The sequence below is a fragment of the Nocardia ninae NBRC 108245 genome, assembly GCF_007990755.1.
Classification (GTDB): domain Bacteria; phylum Actinomycetota; class Actinomycetes; order Mycobacteriales; family Mycobacteriaceae; genus Nocardia; species Nocardia ninae.
The window spans coordinates 13,191-30,945 of record NZ_BJXA01000072.1 but is presented as its reverse complement, the minus strand read 5'-3'; the positions used below and the strand labels follow the sequence as shown (position 1 = coordinate 30,945).

Below are 17,755 nucleotides of genomic sequence, written 5' to 3'. Positions count from 1 at the left end.
CGGATAGAATTCATGCAAAATGACATTTGATTCCGGAACCGAACAGAACGGGCTGTACTACAGTTCGAGGACAAACTCGAAACGGACATCGCCCCTTTTGATAGCTTGTCGCTATTATGGATAATAAGAGACATAATTAAGCTTATGTCGAAAAAAGGGGTTGAGGCTCGCCCGCCGTGGACACCCCGAAGTAGATGACGCGCCCGGACCCGAATACTGACACGATGGGTGCGACAAATTGATATCGTGCGGGCTTCCGACGTCTGGAGGGACATGTTCAGCAAACTCGCCAAGGTGGCCAACGCCGCCTTCGCCGTAGCCCTCGGTGCGGCGCTACTCGGGACGGGCGCGGGGGCCGCTCAGGCCGAGCCGGGCCCGCCGGTTGTGGGCGGCGGCTCCGGCATCATCATCGACAACCAATTCGAGTGCACCGTCACCACCGTCGGCCATGACAACGCGGGCCGGCTCGTCGGTCTGACCGCGGGCCACTGCGGCGACCCCGGCGCCGAGGTGTACGCGGAGGTCAACCGCGGCGCCGGTGTGATCGGCCGGTTCGTCTACTCCAACCATGATCTCGACTACGCCGTCATCGAGTTCGAACCGGGCGCGATCATCCCGGTGAATCGGATCGGCAACGTCACCATCACCGGACTCGGCGCACCGCCGCAGTTCCCGATGATCGTGTGCAAGGAAGGCCGCACCACCGGCAACACCTGCGGCATCAGCTATGGCGACGTGTTCGCGTCGAACATGGAGACCTGGAGCCAGATGTGCGTGGTGGAAGGTGACTCCGGTGCGCCGGTCGTCATCGGCTCCACCCTCGTCGGCATGGTGAACGCCTACCTCGCTCTGGCCTGCTTCGGCCCCGAGGTCGGCACCAACATGAGCACCATCATGGGCGACATCAACGCCCGCGGCGGTGTCGGCGCAGGGTTTACACCTATCTAAGAAGTCTCCACCAGACAACAGAGATGAGCGGGTGCGCGGTTGAAAAACCGTCTGCGCCCGCTCATTTCTCGTTGGTGGCAGGCGTATCCGAGGTTTGCGGCGCGACCGCCGGTCCGGACACCGCGCACTGCGGCAGGCAGTCGACGCTGTCCAGGGTGGCGGGGTGCTTCGGTTGCCGCAGCAGCAGCGCCGCGAGCACCGCACCCGCCACCAGCAGCCCGACGCAGATCCACAGGGCGGTGCCGAAGCCGTGATGGAAGGCGACGGGATCGCCGAGGGCGCCCGAGATGCCGGCCAGGCCGGGCAGCGCGGCGACGGCGAGCAGCTGTGCGGTCCGTGCGACGGCATTGTTCACACCGGAGGCGATGCCCGCCTCGCTCGACGGCACCGCACCGAGCACGGCGCCGGTGAGTGGGGCCACGAGGGCCGAGAGACCGAAGCCGAACACGACCACGCCCGGCAGCACGTCGGTGAGGTAGACAGTGTCCGGGCCGATGCGCAGCAGCAGCACCAGTCCACCCGCGGCGAGCAGCGGCCCGATGGTCATCGGGATGCGCGGGCCGTGCACCTGCGCCCAGCGCCCGGCCGGCGCGGAGAGCACCAGCATGATCAGCGTGATCGGGACGGTGGCCACACCTGACATCAGCGGTGAATAGCCCGCCACCAGCTGCAATTCCAGCACCAGCAGGAAGAAGACGCCGCCGAGGGCCGCGTAGACCGCGAGGGTGACGAGGTTCGCCGCGGTGAACACCCGCGACGCGAACAGCACCGGCGGCACCAGCGGATGGTCGCTGCGCAGCTCGATCACCACGAACGCCGCGAGCAGCAGCACCCCCGACACCAGCAGCAGCGGCATGGTTTCGATCAGGCCGAAGGTCAGCGCGCCCAGTGCCACCGCGACCACCAGGGCGCCCGGCACGTCCAACTGCGACTTGGCGTTCGGATCATGGCTCTCCGGCACATGTTTCAGCGCGACCAGCACCACCACCAGGGTGAGCGGCACATTGATGAAGAAGATGGAGCGCCAGCCGGCCAGCTCGATCAGCCAGCCGCCGAGGAACGGCCCGAGCGCACCCGCGACCCCGCCGAAGCCGGACCACAACCCGATCGCCGCGCCCTGGTCGCGCCGGTCGATGGAGGACGAGATCAGCGCGAGGCTGCCCGGCGTCAGCATGGCACCGGCCACGCCCTGCAGGATGCGAGCGAACACCAGCATCTCGATATTCATCGCGGCGCCGCACAGCACCGACGCGATCGCGAAACCGATGGTGCCCCAGACGAATACCTTGCGCCGGCCCAGCCGGTCGCCGAGCGAGCCGCCGAGCAGGATGAACGAGGCCAGCGTCAGCGTGTACCCGTTCAAGGTCCACTGCAGCCCCGCGACATCGGTGTGCAGCGATTCCCCGATGCGGGGCAGCGCGATGTTCACCACCGTGGCATCGAGCGAGGCCACCGACGAACCGAGGATGGTAGCCAGCAGGATCCAGCGGCCGGTGGACGACTTCAGCCGGGGAAGATCGATCGTGCTCACCGAGACAACTTAGCTGGCCGGTGTCCGAATGCTCGGGAGTTCACCGCTGGGCGAAAGTGTCAGCTCTGCTGGGGAAAGTGTCACTGGTCCTGCCGAAAGTGTCAGCGCTCCTGGGCAAAGAGTCAGAGCTGCTGCGCAACAGCGTCAGAGCTCCTGTACGCAGACGACGAACCGGCGCTCCTCGTAGACATAGCCGGTGCCGCTGCCGCAGACGCTGACATCGTCGGCGCCGTCCACCCGCTTGACCACCTTGACGCCCTTGGTCGGGGCGGTGCCGGTGCAGTCGATCCGCTTGGGGTCGTCACCGCCGACATCCATGCAACCGCCGACGACCCAGTCGATGTCGAGGCAGTACGCGCCCTGCTCGATGCCGTTGAGGGTCTCGGCGTAGTAGTTGTCGGCGTCGCTCACGCACTGGGTGCTCTTGGGCGCCTTGCCGATCACCTTGTAATTGGCCGCGCGGCTGCCGCAGGACGCCTTCGCGATGGTGGCGTTCGAGGTGGTGCCGCCGAGCGTCACACAGTCGCCCTCGCTGGCCTCGAAATCGGTGTTGCCGCCCTTGGTGGTCGGCGTCGGCTTGCCGGTGGTCGGTTTGCCCGAGGGCTTCGGCGTGCTGGTGATCGACACGGCATTGATGGTGCCGTTGTCCACCGCGGGCTGCGCGCGGCCGCTGATGGTAGAGCTACAGCCCACCACGGATAGGGCGGCCACCGCGACGAACGCCGCGAACGCGACACGACCCCAGGCCAGTTGACCAGACACGAAACAGTCCTCCCGAGCTGTAACGCTCCGAACTCAAACCCCCGTAAGAATCCGAAGTAAACAAAAGATAGCTGAGCTTGAAATACACGCCATGCATACACCATCGAGCGCGCACACGTCGACTCGACCGTGGAATCGGGGTTCCAGCAACCCATCTGGGTATGGTGGTCTTCAGCGTTGGAGAGGAGTTACCCGTGAAGCTGATCAGCATGATCGTCTGCTCGGCCGCCGCGGTGCTCACCTCTCTGGTGTTGCCTGCGGTGGCCTCAGCAACCGATGTGCATTGCACCTCGGAAAACGGCGCCGACATCACGGTGATCGACGGCCACACCGCCTGCCGCGCCGCCAGCGACCTGCTCGGCCAGGCGAAATCTCTGGGCATCGACGGTGTCGGCTACGCGAACGCGACCCTGGGCGCCAAGGCGATCGGCATCGGCATGGCCGGTGGGGTCGGCGCCAGCGATGGGGCGGGCGGGATTCCGATCGCGCTCGGCATCGGCCAGGACGCGATCGCGCGCAGTTCCATCGACAGCGCTGTGAATTCCGACAGCGCAGGGGATTCGCGAACCACACGCGTACCGCTCATCGCCGCGTCGGTCGCCCTCGACGGCTCGCGCGCGGCCGTGCAGACCGCCGAGAACACCGTGGTGTGCCTGGGCACCGGTGCCTTCGCCTGGAATTCGCACACCGGCGACACCTGCCTCAGCACGCCCTTCGGCCGCTGGCAGGCCCCGGTGCACCAGCTACCCTGAGTAACGGTCCGATGATCGGTGGTCAGGAGGCGACCCCATGGTTTCGGCAACGGCAGCGGGCGACTTCGGCGCCACCGACCCGGCGGCAGGCAAGCTCGCCGCGCCCAAGGAGATGCTGGTCGACCCGCGCTTCATCCGGTTGGCCGACCAATTCTTCGGCATGTTCACCCAATCGAGTCGCGGCGGCGGGGCGCTGGCCATCTATCTCGACGGCAAACCCGTGGTGGACATCTGGGCGGGCTGGGCGGGTAAGGACCGGCGCTGGAACGGCAGCACCGTCGCGCTGACCTTCTCCACCGGCAAGGGCGTCGCCTCCACCGTGCTGCACCGGCTGGCCGAACGCGGCCTGGTCGACTACGCCGCGCCGGTCGCCACGTACTGGCCCGAGTTCGGCGCCCACGGCAAGGGCGACATCACCGTGCGCGACGTGCTCGCGCACCGCGCGGGACTGCACCGGGTGCGCGGCCTGGTCCCCGGCCGGGAAGGCATCCTCGACTACGGCGCCGTGATCCGGGCGCTGGCCGACAGCCCGCCCGACCCGCGCCGCATCCGCACCTCCGGCTACCACGCGATCACCTTCGGCTGGCTGGTCGCCGAGCTCGTGCAGCGCGTCACCGGTGACCCGTTCACCGAGGTGCTGCGTCGCGAAATCGCCGTTCCGCTCGGCCTCGACGAATTCTGGTTCCGGGTACCGGAATCCGAGCGCTACCGGATCGCCAAGATCTTTCCGCACCTCAGCCCGCCGGGGATCCGCTGGAACACCGCCTCGTCGGTGCTGTCCTGGGTGCGCCCGATCCGCGGGCTCGCCGAGGCGGGCATGCCGGAGAGCTTCGACGAACTGGTCCGCGACCCTCGGGTGCACGACGCGGTGATGCCCGGCTGGAACGGCGTCTTCTCGGCCCGCGCCCTGGCCAGGATGTACGGGGCGCTGGCCAACAACGGCGAGGTCTTCGCGACGCACCGGGGTGGCGGGGCGACCGTGCAGCTGCTGCGGCCGGAGACGATCGAGACCATCAATCAGGCGCAGCCCGCCGAGAGCCGCGACTACGTGCTCGGGTTGCCGCTGCGGTTCACCCTCGGCTACCACCGGCCGGTGCTGATGTCCAAGCAGCAGCCGCGAAAAGCGTTCGGCCACTACGGTGTCGGCGGATCGGGCGCCTACGCCGATCCGGAGTTGGGCATGTCGGTCGCGTTCGTCACCAACCGGCTCGGCAACGCGGTGACCGCGCTCGGGGACGCCAGGATGGCGCGGCTGGCGGCGACGGCGCGCAACACCGTCCGCAGGATCAAACCCACTGTGGTCGTCGACGAAACAGCGGGCTAGTGCGGCCGCGTCGAACCCGACCGCGGTTGACTTCGTACCTATAGATATGGACGTGGGCACAGCCGAGCCCGGCGCAGGCGATCCGCGCGCCGTCGCCGTGCCGAAGCCACCTCGGCTGATCGTGCTGCACGCGCTCGCCGCGGGCCTGGACTTCGACAGGTACTTCCGCTGGCGCCGGACGCGCGAGGGTGATCCGTTCTTCGTGCGCTTCCCCGGCTTCGGATCGGCGCTGTTCACCGGCACGGCAGAGGGTGCGCGCGAGCTGTTCCGCGCGCCGGTCGACGCGACCGCACCCCCGCGGCCGAATCCGATCGAGCCGCTGGTCGGCACCGCCTCGCTGATCCTCACCGCGGGCGAGCGGCATCGCCGCGACCGCGCGCTGCTGGCCCCCGCCTTCCACGGCGCGCGGATCCGCGAATACGGGGCAATCATCCGGGATTCGGTGCACCAGGAACTCGCGGGCGACACCGGACGGACGTGGCGGCCCGGCGCCCGCATCGACGCGCGGGCGGCCACCCGGGCGATCACGCTGCGGGTGATCCTGACCGCGGTGTTCGGGGTGGACAGCCCCGAGCGGCGGGCCGAATACACCGATGCGGTCGGCGAATTCCTCGCCACCTTTTCCGGGCCACTCATGCTGATGCCGGTGCTGCGGCAAGGGCTGTTCGGCCACGCGCCATGGGACCGATTCGTCGCGGCCCGTGCTCGGCTGGACCGGCTGATCCTCGACGACATCAAGCGCCGAAGGGCCGAGCCGCCGACCACCGACATCCTGGGCATGTTGCTGAGCACCCACTACGACGACGGCACCCCGATCACCGACGACGACCTGTGCGACCAACTGCGCACCCTGCTGGTCGCCGGGCACGAGACCACCGCGACGACGCTGGTCTGGGCGCTGTTCCAGCTGCACCGCGCACCGGACACCCTGGCCCGGCTGCGCGCGGAGTTGCGCGCGGCCGGACCGGACGCGACCCCGGTCGAGCTGGCGGCGCTGCCCTATCTCGACGCCGTGTGCCAGGAGACGCTGCGGCTGCATCCACCGGTGCCCATCGTGGTGCGCAGGCTGACCACGCCGTTCACGCTGCGCGGGGTGGCACTGGCGGCGGGCGACACGATGGGAATCGCGGTGCCGTTGCTGCACTCGGACCCGCAGGTGTGGTCCGAGCCGCGGCGCTTCCGGCCGGAGCGGTTCCTCGAGCGCAGATACCGGCCGTTCGAATTCGCCCCGTTCGGTGGCGGGCATCGGCGCTGCGTCGGGGCGGCGCTGGCGGACTACGAACTGCGAATCGCGTTGGCTACCATCGTGAGCCGCGTGCGGCTGCGGCTCGCGCCACGGTATGCGAACGGCCGTACGCCGATGTCGGTGCCGCACAACATAGCAACCGGTCCGCATCGCCCAATTCCGTTCGACGTGGTGAGTGATTTACGTCACGAAGACGTTTCGTAGACCCCGCACAGCGACCGACCAGCGGCATCGATCCGTACCCCGGACTCGCCGACGTGACCGGTACCTTTCGCCGAACTGGACAACGACTACCTGGCTGTGTGACCGCTGCCACACCGAACGGTCGGAACGAATCACTGTGAACCGCAACTGGCTTCGGGCCGCTCCGGGACGGTAGGAAGGATGCAGGGTCGGGCCGTCAATACCCGTGGGGCAGCCCTGCCTGCTTCACGCCGATGAGAGATCTCGAGACACGCGTGCGCCTGTGCGCGTGCGCCGAGAGATGGAATGGACGAGAAACCTATGCATGCCGCTTCGCACACCGGGTCGCTACCTGCCCACCGCCGGGGAGCACAGCTGACCCGCAGGCTGCGGGCGGGCGCCCTGTTGTCCGCGACGATCGCGGCGGGCGTTCTGCTCGTCGCGCCCGCCGACGCTGAACCGTTCCCCGGACTCGGCTCCGGATCGGCCGGTTCGGCGCAGGACCCGGCGCCACAGCAGCCGAACTTCGCGCCGCCGTCGATCAACATCGCCGACGGCGAGGTGGTCGGGGTGGCCCAGCCGATCATCATCAACTTCAAGGAGCCGGTGGCCGATCAGGCCGCCGCCGAGAAGTTCATCAAGGTCACCTCCTCGAAGGACGCACCGGGCCACTTCTACTGGCGCGGTGACAAGCAGGTGCGCTGGCGGCCGAACGACTTCTGGCCGGACAACACCGACGTGCAGGTCGAGGCGGGCGGAACGCGCAGCTCCTTCAAGATCGGCGACGCGTTCGTCAGCACGGCCGACGACAACACCAAGACCATCACCATCACCCGCAACGGTGAGGTGGTGAAGACGATGCCGACCTCGATGGGCAAGACCAAGCACGAGACCCCGAACGGCACCTACATCGTCGGCGAGCAACTGCGCAAGATGATCATGGATTCGTCCACCTACGGCGTGCCGACCACCGACCCCGAGGGCTACAAGCTCGAGGTCGAGTACGCGACCCGCATCTCCAACAGCGGCATCTTCGTGCACGCGGCCCCGTGGTCGGTCGGCCAGCAGGGCAACTCCAACGTCAGCCACGGCTGCCTCAACGTGAGCACCGAGAACGCCAAGTGGTTCATGGAGAACTCGCGCAAGGGTGACCCGGTCATCATCGAGAACACCAAGGGTGGCTCGATCGGCACCAGCGACGGCCTCGCCGGCGACTGGAACTAAGCCCTTCCCGCACAACTGAAGACACGTCACGAAGCCGAACATTACGATCAATTGAGCAATTTGCTGATCGTGATGTTCGGCTTCTTGATTCACTGGGCGCGTGCTCGAGAAGTTCAGTGCCCCGCCGGACAGCGTTAACCGACTGTTTGCTCCTGTCCGTAGAGTGCGCGGCGTGCGAGCGAAGCCGGAACGTGTACTCCCCCAACCGCGCGGACGCGGTTTGCGGAACCGGCCCTGGCAGGACTACGTCCTGTTCCTGATCCTCGTGGTGCCGAATCTCGCGCTGCTCACGCTGTTCGTCTATCGGCCGTTGATCGACAACATCCGGCTCTCGTTCTACGACTGGAACATCTCCGACCCGGTGGCCACCTTCATCGGGGTAGCGAACTACCGGGAGTGGTGGGGTCGCTCGGACTCCTGGGAGATCGTCAGCAACACGGTGGTTTTCACGCTGGCGGCAGTTGTCGGCAGCATGGTGCTCGGCCTCGCGCTCGCGCTGCTGCTGGACCGGAAGCTGTTCGGCCGCAATGTGGTCCGCTCGGCGATCTTCGCGCCGTTCGTGATCTCCGGCGCCGCCATCGGCGTGGCCTTCCAGTTCATCTTCGATCCGAGCTTCGGCCTGGTCCAGGATGTGTTGCACCGCTTCGGCGTCGCCACCGTGCCGGACTTCTACCAGAACCCGAACTGGGCGCTGTTCATGGTGACGGTGACCTACATCTGGAAGAACCTCGGCTACAGCTTCGTCATCTATCTGGCCGCGCTGCAAGGGGTTCGGGCCGAGCTGATGGAGGCCGCCGAGATGGATGGAGCCGGCCGGTGGACCACCTTCACCAAGGTGCTGCTGCCCCAGCTGCGCCCGACCACGTTCTTCCTGTCGATCACGGTGCTGCTGAATTCGTTGCAGGTCTTCGACATCATCAACGTGATGACCCGCGGCGGACCGCTGGGTACCGGCACCACCACCATGGTCTACCAGGTGTACGAAGAGTCCTTCCGTAACTTCCGCGCCGGCTACGGCGCGACCGTGGCCACCATCATGTTCCTGGTGCTGTTGGTCGTCACGCTGGTGCAGGTTCGCGTCATGGATCGGAATGAGCAGTGAAAAGCGCAGGCGCCGAGACAGATTCCTACCGACGCCGCCAGCGCGGGGTGCTGCTGCTCGGCTACGCCGCCATGGTGTGCGTGCTGATCATCGTCGGCGTGCCGCTGTTCTGGATCGTGATCACCTCGTTCAAGGCGCGCCCGGACATCTACGTGCAGCCCGCGGTGTACTGGCCGAACAGCTTTCACCCGGAGAACTATCGGGACGCCACCACCAAACTGCCGTTCTGGACCTTCTTCGGCAACTCGCTGATCGTCACGGCGGTCGTCTCCGCGGTGAAGTTCGTGCTCGGCGTGTTCAGCGCGTACGGGCTGGTGTTCCTGCGGTTCCCCGGTAAGTCGGTGGTGTTCCTGGTGATCATCTCGGCGCTGATGGTGCCCAACCAGATCACCGTGATCTCCAACTACGCGCTGGTCTCGCAGCTCGGCTGGCGAAATACCCTGGTGGGCATCATCGTTCCGCTCTGCGGCGTCGCGTTCGGAACCTTCCTGATGCGCAACCATTTCCTGTCGCTGCCGTCGGAGGTGATCGAGGCGGCCCGGATGGACGGCGCCAACTGGTGGCGGCTGCTGACCAGGGTGGTACTGCCGATGTCCGGGCCGACCATGGTCGCCTTCGCGGTGGTCACGCTGGTCAACGAGTGGAACGAATACCTCTGGCCGTTCCTGATGGCCGACGGTCCGGAGGTGGCCACCTTGCCGGTCGGCCTGACCCTCTTGCAGAACACCGAGAACCCGAGCGTCACCAACTGGGGTCCGGTGATGTCGGGCACGCTGCTGACCATGCTGCCGATTCTCATCGTGTTCCTGCTGCTGCAGCGCCACATGATCAAAGGCCTCACCTCGGGTGCGGTCAAGGGTTAGATACAGGAGAAATCACGTGTCCACTTCTCAGTTCCCCGCGCTGTCCCGGCGCGGATTCATCGGGCTGGCCGGCGCCGTCGCCGCGGGCGCCGCGCTCACCGCCTGCGCGGGCACCGGCGGTGGCGCCAAGCAGTCCGGCAACGCGAACACCATCAACTTCTGGTCCAACCACCCCGGCAGCTCAAAGGATCAGGAAACCGAGCTGATCAAGCGCTTCCACGAGAAGTTCCCCGACCTGAAGGTCAACCTGATCGACGCGGGCAAGAACTACGAGGAGGTGTCGCAGAAGTTCAACGCGGCCCTCTCCGGCGGCGAGCTGCCCGATGTCGTTGTGCTGTCCGATGTCTGGTGGTTCAACTACGCTCTCAACGGCTCCATCGAGCCGCTGGACGGACACTTCGCGCACGCGGGCGTCAAGCTGGGCGACTATGTGGACTCGCTGGCCGCGGACTACCTGTTCAACGGCAAGCACTACGCGCTGCCGTACTCCCGCTCGACGCCGCTGTTCTATTACAACAAGGACGTCTGGGCGAAAGCCGGTCTGCCGGACCGTGGTCCGAACAGCTGGCCGGAGTTCGACGAGTGGGGCCCGAAGATTCAGGCGGTCGTCGGCGACGGCAAACTCGCGCACGGCTGGGGCAACGCCGAAAATTACCTGGCCTGGACCTTCCAGGGGCCGAACTGGACCTTCGGCGGCGCCTACTCCGATGAATGGCAGCTGAAGTTCACCGACCCCGGCACTATCGCGGCGGGCCAGTTCTTGCGCGACATGATCCACACCAAAAAGTACGCGGGCATCAAGCCGCAGATCGCGGTCGATTTCGGCACCGGCGTCATCGCCTCCACCATCGCCTCCACCGGTGACCTCAAGGGCATCAAGCAGAACGCGGAAGGCAAGCTGCAGTTCGGCACCGCGTTCCTGCCGCACCCGAACGGGCCCGGCGTCACCACCGGCGGCGCCGGTCTGGCGATTCCGGCGCGCATCTCCGATGACCGGAAGGTGAACGCGCTCAAGTTCATCGAGTTCATCACCAACCCGGCGAACACCGCGTACTTCTCGCAGACCACCGGATACATGCCGGTGCGCAAGTCGGCGATCACCGACCCGAGCGAGCAGGACTTCCTCGCGAAGAACCCGAACGCCAAGGTCGCCATCGATCAGCTGCCGCTGACCAAGTCGCAGGACTACGCCCGGGTGTTCGTGCCGGGTGGCGACAAGATCATCGGCACCGGACTGGAGCAGATCGGTTTGCAGAACGCCGATCCGGCCACGGTTTTCGCCAATGTCACCCGCGAGCTGCAGGCCATCATCGACCGGCAGATCACGCCGAAGCTGCCCAAGTAATACCCGCACCTCGGTGGCGGTCACCCCCGGGTGGCCGCCACCGTGAGTTCACACGAGGAGATCGACGCCCATGGCCACAGTGCAGTTCGACGGTGTGACGCACCTGTATCCCGGTGCGCCGACACCCGCCGTCGACAGCCTGGAGATCGACATCGCCGATGGGGAATTCATCGTGCTCGTCGGCCCCTCGGGCTGCGGCAAGTCGACCAGCCTGCGCATGCTGGCCGGGCTGGAGTCGGTGGAGGCAGGACGCATCCTGATCGGCGGCAAGGACGTCACCGGGCTGCCGCCGCGCGCCCGGGATGTGGCGATGGTGTTCCAGAGCTACGCGCTGTACCCGAACATGACCGTCGCGCAGAACATGGGCTTCGCCCTGCGCAACGCGGGCATGAACAAGGCCGACACCCTGGTCCGGGTGCAGGAGGCGGCGAAGATGCTGGAACTCGAGCACCTGCTCGACCGCAAACCGGCGAAACTGTCCGGCGGACAACGGCAACGGGTCGCGATGGGCCGAGCGATCGTGCGCAGGCCGCAGGTGTTCTGCATGGATGAGCCGCTGTCCAACCTGGATGCGAAGCTGCGTGTCAGCACCCGGTCGCAGATCGCCGCGCTGCAGAAGCGGCTCGGCACCACCACGGTGTACGTCACCCACGATCAGGTCGAGGCGATGACCATGGGCGACCGGGTCGCGGTGTTGCTCGACGGCAAACTGCAGCAGATCGCCGCACCGCGCGAGCTGTACGACAACCCGGTGAACACCTTCGTCGCGGGGTTCATCGGTTCACCGGGCATGAACCTGCTGGAAGCACCGGTGCGCGACGGCGCGGCGATCCTCGACGAGCTGCGTATCCCGTTGCCGCGCACCGCGAAAACCGGCGACCGGGTGGTGGTCGGCATCCGCCCGGAGTCGTGGGAGGTGACCACCGACGAGGACGGCCTCACGGTCGCCGCCGAACTGCTCGAGGAACTCGGCGCGGAGTCGTTCGTCTACAGCCACGGTATCGCCGAGGACTGGAACAGCCGCTCCGGCAAGGTGGTTGCCCGGGTGGACCGCCGCTTCCAGGTGGCGCTCGGCGATCAGCTGCGGTTGCGACCCAAGCTGGACGATGTGTTCTTCTTCGACGCCGAAACAGAGGAACGCCTGCGCTGACGGCGTACCCCGGCTCGCCGGGTGCGGCCGGTCCCGTTGAACCTCAGGCCTTTTCGGCCGCGGCCTTCAGCGCGCTCAGCCGCACCTCCTGCACTTTGCGCACCTTGTCGTTGCTGTAGAACAGCGGCAGCAGCAGCCCACCCATCGACTCGGACACGGTCACCTTGGTCCGGGTGTCGTCCAGCGGTTCGAGCACATGCCGGTCGATCGCCTTGATCCACAACGACTTTCCGGACCAGGTCAGTTCGCGGTCCGCGGCGACGACGGCGAACGTGGAGCTCACCGCGCCGCTGCCGAGCTTCCACTGAAACGTCCCACCCGGGCTCACCTCGCTGAGCGATTTCAGTTCGAAGCCCGGATACCAACTCGGCCAGTTCCGTACATCGGAAACGACGGCCCACACCCGCGCCGCGGGCGCCTCGATCACGATCTCGTGCGAACTACGGATCGGCGCGGCGTCATCGATGCGGCCCTCGGCTGCGTACTCGCGGTGCAGCGTCGCCAGATCCGGCCCGCTGTAGAACATATCGCTCGCCATGAGCTCTCCCTTTGTCGACCGTATAAGCGGGAGCCCGCCGTCCTCCGGTGCACGGCCGACAGTACGGATCGATATCCGAAAAGTCGCTGCTCTGGCGGCAATTAGACGCAGAATGGCGCGAACACTACCTGCTCGGTAATGCTCGCGCCTACCGCGGCTACCAGATCTTGACGCGCTGCGCCGGATCCAGATAAAGGGCGTCGCCGGGCTGCACCTCGAAGGCTTCGTGGAAGCTGTCGATATTGCGGACGACCGCGTTGCAGCGGAATTCCGGCGGCGAGTGCGGGTCGACGGTGAGCCTGCGGATGGCCTCCTCGGGACGAGCCTTGGTGCGCCAGACCTGCGCCCAGCCGAAGAAGACGCGCTGCAGACCGGTGAGACCGTCGATCTCCGGGGCCTCGCCGCCGTCGAGGGAGATCCGGTAGGCCTGCAGGGCAATGGACAGGCCGCCGAGGTCGCCGATGTTCTCACCGATGGTGAATTCACCGTTGACGGTGTGCTCGTCGGGCAGGTCCTTCGGCGAGAGCACGTTGTACTGGTCGATCAAGGCCTTGGTGCGCTTGCCGAATTCGGTGCGGTCGTCATCGGTCCACCAGTCGACCATGTTGCCGTCGCCGTCGTACTTGGCGCCCTGATCGTCGAAACCGTGCCCGATCTCGTGGCCGATCACTGCGCCGATGCCGCCGTAATTGGCGGCGTCGTCGGCGTTCATATCGAACATCGGCGGCTGCAGAATGGCGGCGGGGAAGACGATTTCGTTCATGCCCGGGTTGTAGTAGGCATTCACGGTCTGCGGGGTCATGAACCATTCGTCGTGATCGACCGGGCCGCCGAGCTTGCGCAGGTCGCGGTCGTGATCGGCGGCATTGCCGTTGCGGTAATTGCCGACCAGGTCGGCAGGATCAATCAGCACGTCCGAATAGTCGCGCCACTTGTCCGGGTAGCCGATCTTCGGGGTGAACTTCTCCAGCTTGGCCAGCGCCGCCGCCCTGGTATCGGGTCCCATCCAGTCCAGCTGGGCGATATTGCGGCGGTAGGCCTCCTGCAGGTTGCCGACCAGTTCGATCATCTTGGCCTTGGCCTCGGGCGGGAAACGCTCGGCCACATACAGTTTGCCGACCGCCTCGCCGAGCAGGTCCTGCACCAGGGAGACCCCGCGCTTCCAGCGTTCCCGATTCTCCTGGGCGCCGGTCAGCGTGCGGCCGTAGAAGCCGAAGTTCTCCTCGATCACGGCATCGGTGAGATACGGTGCGCGCGAACGGAGCAGCCGCCAGGCGGCCCAGGCCTGCCAGTCGGCCAGCGACTCCTCGGACCACACCTCGGCGAAGGTACGCAGGTAATCCGGCTGGCGGACAACGACTTCGGCGAACAACTCGGGACCGGGTCGGTCGACGCCCGCGGCGAGCGCCGAAGTCCATGCCGCCCAATCGAATGCGGGGTAGTCGGCGACCAGCGCGTCGAAGGTGGTCAGGTTGTAGCTGAGTTCGGCGTCGCGGCGGCGGACCACGTCCCAGTGCCCGGCGGCGAGCTTGCGCTCCAGCTCGAACACCCGCTGCCCGACCGTGTCCAGCTCCTGCGGCAGCAGCGCGGCGGTGCGTGGATCGGCGGCGGCCAGCGCGAACATGCGGCCGATATGCGCGATGTACTCCGTGCGGATCTCGGCGGATTCGTCCTGACGGTAGTACGACTCGTCGGGCAGGCCGATGCCGGACTGGGTGGCGTGCACGATATAGCGGGTGGAGTTCTTGTCGTCGGTGTCGACGTAGCAGCCGATCGCCCCGCCGACGCCGGTCCGCTGCAACGTGCCGAGCAGCGCCGCGAACGCGCTCCGGTCGGCGACCTCGTGGATGGCGGCGAGCTCCGCCGAGATCGGCGCGAGGCCGGCCGCGGCCACCGTCTCGGTGTCCATGAAGCTGGTGAACAGGTCGCCGATCTTGCGGGCATCGCTGCCCGGCTCCGCCTGCTCGGCGGCCGCGTTCTGGATGATCACCTGAACGTCACGCTCGGCCTGGTCGTACAGGGTGCGCAGAGCGCCGTCCACCGCGCGATCGGCCGGTATCTCGTGGTCGGCCAGCCATTTGCCGTTGACATGCGCGAACAGGTCGTCCTGCGCCCGCACGCCCTGGTCGAGATAGGACAGATCGATACCGGAAGGACTGGTCAGCTCGGAAGTCACGATCTCCAGTATGCCGACCATGCGCGATGTCGGCCGCCTGCCGCGAACGGCCGGGGGTGACGGTCAATTGTTCAGGGAGGTCGGCGCCCGTTCAGACGGTGAGTGCGGTGCGGTCGAACTCGCCGTCGTGCACGCCGAGCAGGAAGGCGTCCCACTCTGGCGGGGTGTAGCGCAGGACGGTCGTGCCGTGCCGGAGCGTGGTGTGCCCGTCGGCGGCGGTGGACGCGGTCAGCGCGCCGGGCGATCGGTGCGCCGTGCGGAGGGCATCGAGGAACGCGGACCATTCGCGCGCGGTGACGGTGATGATGGGCTCGTCGGCGGGGCGGTGGGCCGGATCACGGCGGTACTTGCTGTCACGGATGAGCACCGCGTCACCGTCGAAGCGGACCTCGACACATTGATTGCCGTTGTTCGATCGAGTCGACCGGAACCAGTCAGTGAAAACCGACCGGGGAGTAGCGGTGGGGGCCATGGCAGGATTTTACATCTGGGCATACGTCCTGATCAGGGTCGATGACTCGTCATGCGGCAGCGATTGTTCCTGTGCGCGCACGTACGCGAAGCTCAGATCGCGGACCAGTTCCGGGTCGTCCACCGCCCCGCCGAAGACGGCGCTCTCCGCCCAGCCGAAGGTCGGCAGCTGCTCGCCGGCGAAGTCGATCAGATGGAAGCTCGACCCGCCGAGCACCGCACCCGCGGTGGCCGCGAACGGGATAACCCGCACCTCGACGGTGTCGAGTTCGTCGATCAGCTCGGCCAGGTGAATCAGTTGCCCGCGCAGCACATCCGGTCCGCCGGTCTGTTGCAGCAGCGTGCCCTCGCCGATCACCGCGGTCAGCTCGACCGGCTCGCTGCCGCGCAGCCGCTCCTGTCTGCGCAGCCGGATGGCGACCAGCTGCTCCACCTGGACCGGCCGGATCATCACATCGGCACTGATCAGCGCCCTGGCGTAGGCCTCGGTCTGCAACAGTCCCGGCACCACCAGGCTGTCGTAGCTGCGGATGCTCTGCGCGCCGTATTCCATGCCGTACAACCGCTGTAGCTCGGGGCCGATCAGTGCGGACGACTTGGTCCACCAGCCGCGCTGCTTACTGGCGTCCAGCAGGGCGAGCAGTTCCGCGCGTTCCTCGGCCTCCACCTCGAGCAGCTCGAGCACCGGGCCGATGGTGTTGGTGGTGAGCACGCGTCGGCCCTTCTCCACGTGCGACCAGTTGGCCGGGGTGAAGCCGACCAGTTTGGCGAAGCCCGCGGAGTCGAAGCCACGCTGTTCGCGCAGCTCCCGCAGCCGCAGCACCAGTTCCCAGCGGGCAACGGCGGGCGAGACGGGTGCCATGACTGGCGATCGTACCGCCGCGCGACCAGGGCGACGGCGTGTGACTATTGTCAACCCACTTGCACAGCATTAGGGTCTGGGCTCAGCGGTCGATTCTCACCCAGTTCACGCGATCCACCCGCATCGAGGCGAGGTTCGTCATGAGTTTGTCCCGCACTGAAGCAGGCAGTTATCCGGCGTCCTCCGACTACGCGACGATGCAGGACGCCATCGCCCGCTGTCGCAGCTACCGCAAGGACCACGGCCTCTACGGCGTCGTCGACCCCGCGCTCGGCCGAATCATGTTGGAAGTAGGCGCGGTTGGCGCGGTCGTCATGCCCGCCGCACTGGGCCGCCGGGTGCGTGCCCGCCTGATCGAGACCACTCCCGAGGATCGGCCGGGCCCGATCATCGCGCATCCGCGCTCGGACCGGTGGACCTTCCTGACCGGCCCGACCGACAACTCGTATCTGGACACCGAACTGTTCGCCGACCTGTTCCGGGTCTGCGCCGCGGTCGCGCTGCCCGGCAGCCACATCGTGCTGCCCTCGCCCACCGACGAGGGCACCGGCTACCGCAAGTGGATCGCCGCGCCGGAGCGCGACTTTCGCCGCGAGCTCGGCGACGTGCTGGCCGCCACCCGAGCCTGCGCGGCGATCAGCGGAGGGTAAGCGTCAGCGCGGCGTGGGGACGGGCGGCGGGGTCAGCGTGACGCTGAACTTGTCCTCGAGCCGCTGGTTCCATTCGCTCTCGCACGCGTCGATCTTGGACTGATCGCCGCCCGCCTTGTTCACGCAGTCGACGAAGTCCTTGCCGCCGCTGTTGACGAAGAAGCTGTAGCCGACGACGGTGACCACGATGGCGCCGATCAAGCCGAGCGCACCCAGGACCAGACCGGTGATCGCCATCCCCGTGCCGCCCGCGCGACCCGACCGGGTCTTTACCAGCGCGACCACACCGAAGATGACGGCGAAGGCGCCGAACAGATAGCCGCCCACCAGCGTCCAGAAGCTGAGCAACGCGAGGATGCCGAGCACCAGCGTGGTGATCGCCAGGCCCTTACCCTTCGGCGACTCCTGCCAGTACGCCGGCTGCCCGGGTTGCTGGCCGGGCGGCGGCGGGTACCCGGGCGGCGGGGGGTACTGGCCGGGAGGCGGGTATTGCGACATGGATTTCCTCTCCGTCGGTGCCTCGCGTCGCTCGGTCCGGACCAGGTGTCCGGTGGGTACGCGAGGATCGCCTACTGATCGCATGCGCTACGAGCGGATGTTAATGCGAGGTATGCCCATTTTGTCGCAG

Annotated in this window: 17 protein-coding genes; 10 read left to right on the top strand and 7 right to left on the bottom strand. The window is 66.9% G+C overall.

Features of this window, described 5'->3' with window-relative positions:
* Nucleotides 1-273 precede the first annotated feature (273 nt).
* Nucleotides 274-948: a S1 family peptidase gene (locus tag NN4_RS35095; RefSeq protein ID WP_147140269.1), complete on the top strand. Its 675-nt coding sequence runs from the start codon at nt 274-276 to the stop codon at nt 946-948.
* Between the two features lie 61 nt (nt 949-1,009).
* Here NN4_RS35095 and NN4_RS35090 read toward each other — a convergent pair whose 3' ends face one another.
* On the bottom strand, nt 1,010-2,479 hold the full coding sequence (locus tag NN4_RS35090) for an MFS transporter (RefSeq protein ID WP_147140267.1): 1,470 nt from the start codon (nt 2,477-2,479) through the stop codon (nt 1,010-1,012).
* Nucleotides 2,480-2,623: 144 nt separating this feature from the next.
* On the bottom strand, nt 2,624-3,241 hold the full coding sequence (gene lppU, locus NN4_RS35085; RefSeq protein WP_147140265.1) for an LppU family putative lipoprotein: 618 nt from the start codon (nt 3,239-3,241) through the stop codon (nt 2,624-2,626).
* A gap of 194 nt (nt 3,242-3,435) precedes the next feature.
* On the opposite strand from lppU, the gene NN4_RS35080 reads away from it, so the two are divergent.
* From NN4_RS35080 to NN4_RS35045, 8 genes are all read left to right on the top strand, one after another.
* A complete protein-coding gene (locus NN4_RS35080; protein WP_147140263.1) occupies nt 3,436-3,993 on the top strand; it encodes a DUF6764 family protein in 558 nt (185 codons plus the stop codon).
* A gap of 112 nt (nt 3,994-4,105) precedes the next feature.
* The gene (locus NN4_RS35075; protein ID WP_147140300.1) at nt 4,106-5,317 is read left to right on the top strand and encodes a serine hydrolase domain-containing protein; all 1,212 of its coding nucleotides are present in this window, start codon (nt 4,106-4,108) and stop codon (nt 5,315-5,317) included.
* Between the two features lie 46 nt (nt 5,318-5,363).
* On the top strand, nt 5,364-6,767 hold the full coding sequence (locus NN4_RS35070; protein ID WP_147140261.1) for a cytochrome P450: 1,404 nt from the start codon (nt 5,364-5,366) through the stop codon (nt 6,765-6,767).
* A gap of 285 nt (nt 6,768-7,052) precedes the next feature.
* A complete protein-coding gene (locus NN4_RS35065; RefSeq protein ID WP_240771590.1) occupies nt 7,053-7,970 on the top strand; it encodes a L,D-transpeptidase in 918 nt (305 codons plus the stop codon).
* Nucleotides 7,971-8,142: 172 nt separating this feature from the next.
* A complete protein-coding gene (locus tag NN4_RS35060) occupies nt 8,143-9,072 on the top strand; it encodes a carbohydrate ABC transporter permease (RefSeq protein ID WP_135234139.1) in 930 nt (309 codons plus the stop codon).
* A complete protein-coding gene (locus NN4_RS35055) occupies nt 9,069-9,935 on the top strand; it encodes a carbohydrate ABC transporter permease (RefSeq protein WP_147140259.1) in 867 nt (288 codons plus the stop codon). Before NN4_RS35060 ends, NN4_RS35055 begins: the two co-directional genes overlap by 4 nt.
* A gap of 16 nt (nt 9,936-9,951) precedes the next feature.
* A complete protein-coding gene (locus tag NN4_RS35050; RefSeq protein ID WP_147140257.1) occupies nt 9,952-11,280 on the top strand; it encodes an ABC transporter substrate-binding protein in 1,329 nt (442 codons plus the stop codon).
* A gap of 70 nt (nt 11,281-11,350) precedes the next feature.
* Nucleotides 11,351-12,430, top strand: a complete 1,080-nt coding sequence (locus NN4_RS35045) for an ABC transporter ATP-binding protein (protein WP_147140255.1) — start codon at nt 11,351-11,353, stop codon at nt 12,428-12,430.
* Nucleotides 12,431-12,473: 43 nt separating this feature from the next.
* On the opposite strand, the gene NN4_RS35040 is transcribed toward NN4_RS35045, so the two are convergent.
* From NN4_RS35040 to NN4_RS35025, 4 genes are all read right to left on the bottom strand, one after another.
* Nucleotides 12,474-12,968, bottom strand: a complete 495-nt coding sequence (locus tag NN4_RS35040) for an SRPBCC family protein (RefSeq protein ID WP_147140253.1) — start codon at nt 12,966-12,968, stop codon at nt 12,474-12,476.
* 157 nt (nt 12,969-13,125) lie between these two features.
* Nucleotides 13,126-15,165, bottom strand: coding sequence for a M13 family metallopeptidase (locus NN4_RS35035; protein WP_147140251.1), 2,040 nt, complete (start codon nt 15,163-15,165; stop codon nt 13,126-13,128).
* Nucleotides 15,166-15,235: 70 nt separating this feature from the next.
* Nucleotides 15,236-15,616, bottom strand: a complete 381-nt coding sequence (locus NN4_RS35030) for a DUF397 domain-containing protein (RefSeq protein WP_147140249.1) — start codon at nt 15,614-15,616, stop codon at nt 15,236-15,238.
* Between the two features lie 9 nt (nt 15,617-15,625).
* Nucleotides 15,626-16,477 carry a helix-turn-helix domain-containing protein gene (locus tag NN4_RS35025; RefSeq protein WP_147140247.1) on the bottom strand — a complete coding sequence of 284 codons (852 nt, stop codon included), beginning with the start codon at nt 16,475-16,477 and terminating at the stop codon, nt 15,626-15,628.
* Between the two features lie 140 nt (nt 16,478-16,617).
* On the opposite strand from NN4_RS35025, the gene NN4_RS35020 reads away from it, so the two are divergent.
* The gene (locus NN4_RS35020; protein WP_147140245.1) at nt 16,618-17,127 is read left to right on the top strand and encodes a hypothetical protein; all 510 of its coding nucleotides are present in this window, start codon (nt 16,618-16,620) and stop codon (nt 17,125-17,127) included.
* Nucleotides 17,128-17,130: 3 nt separating this feature from the next.
* Here the strand turns inward: NN4_RS35020 and NN4_RS35015 are convergent, their stop codons facing one another.
* Nucleotides 17,131-17,625 (bottom strand): DUF4190 domain-containing protein, encoded by a 495-nt coding sequence (locus tag NN4_RS35015; RefSeq protein WP_107653480.1) that lies wholly within the window; start codon nt 17,623-17,625, stop codon nt 17,131-17,133.
* Nucleotides 17,626-17,755 lie beyond the last annotated feature (130 nt).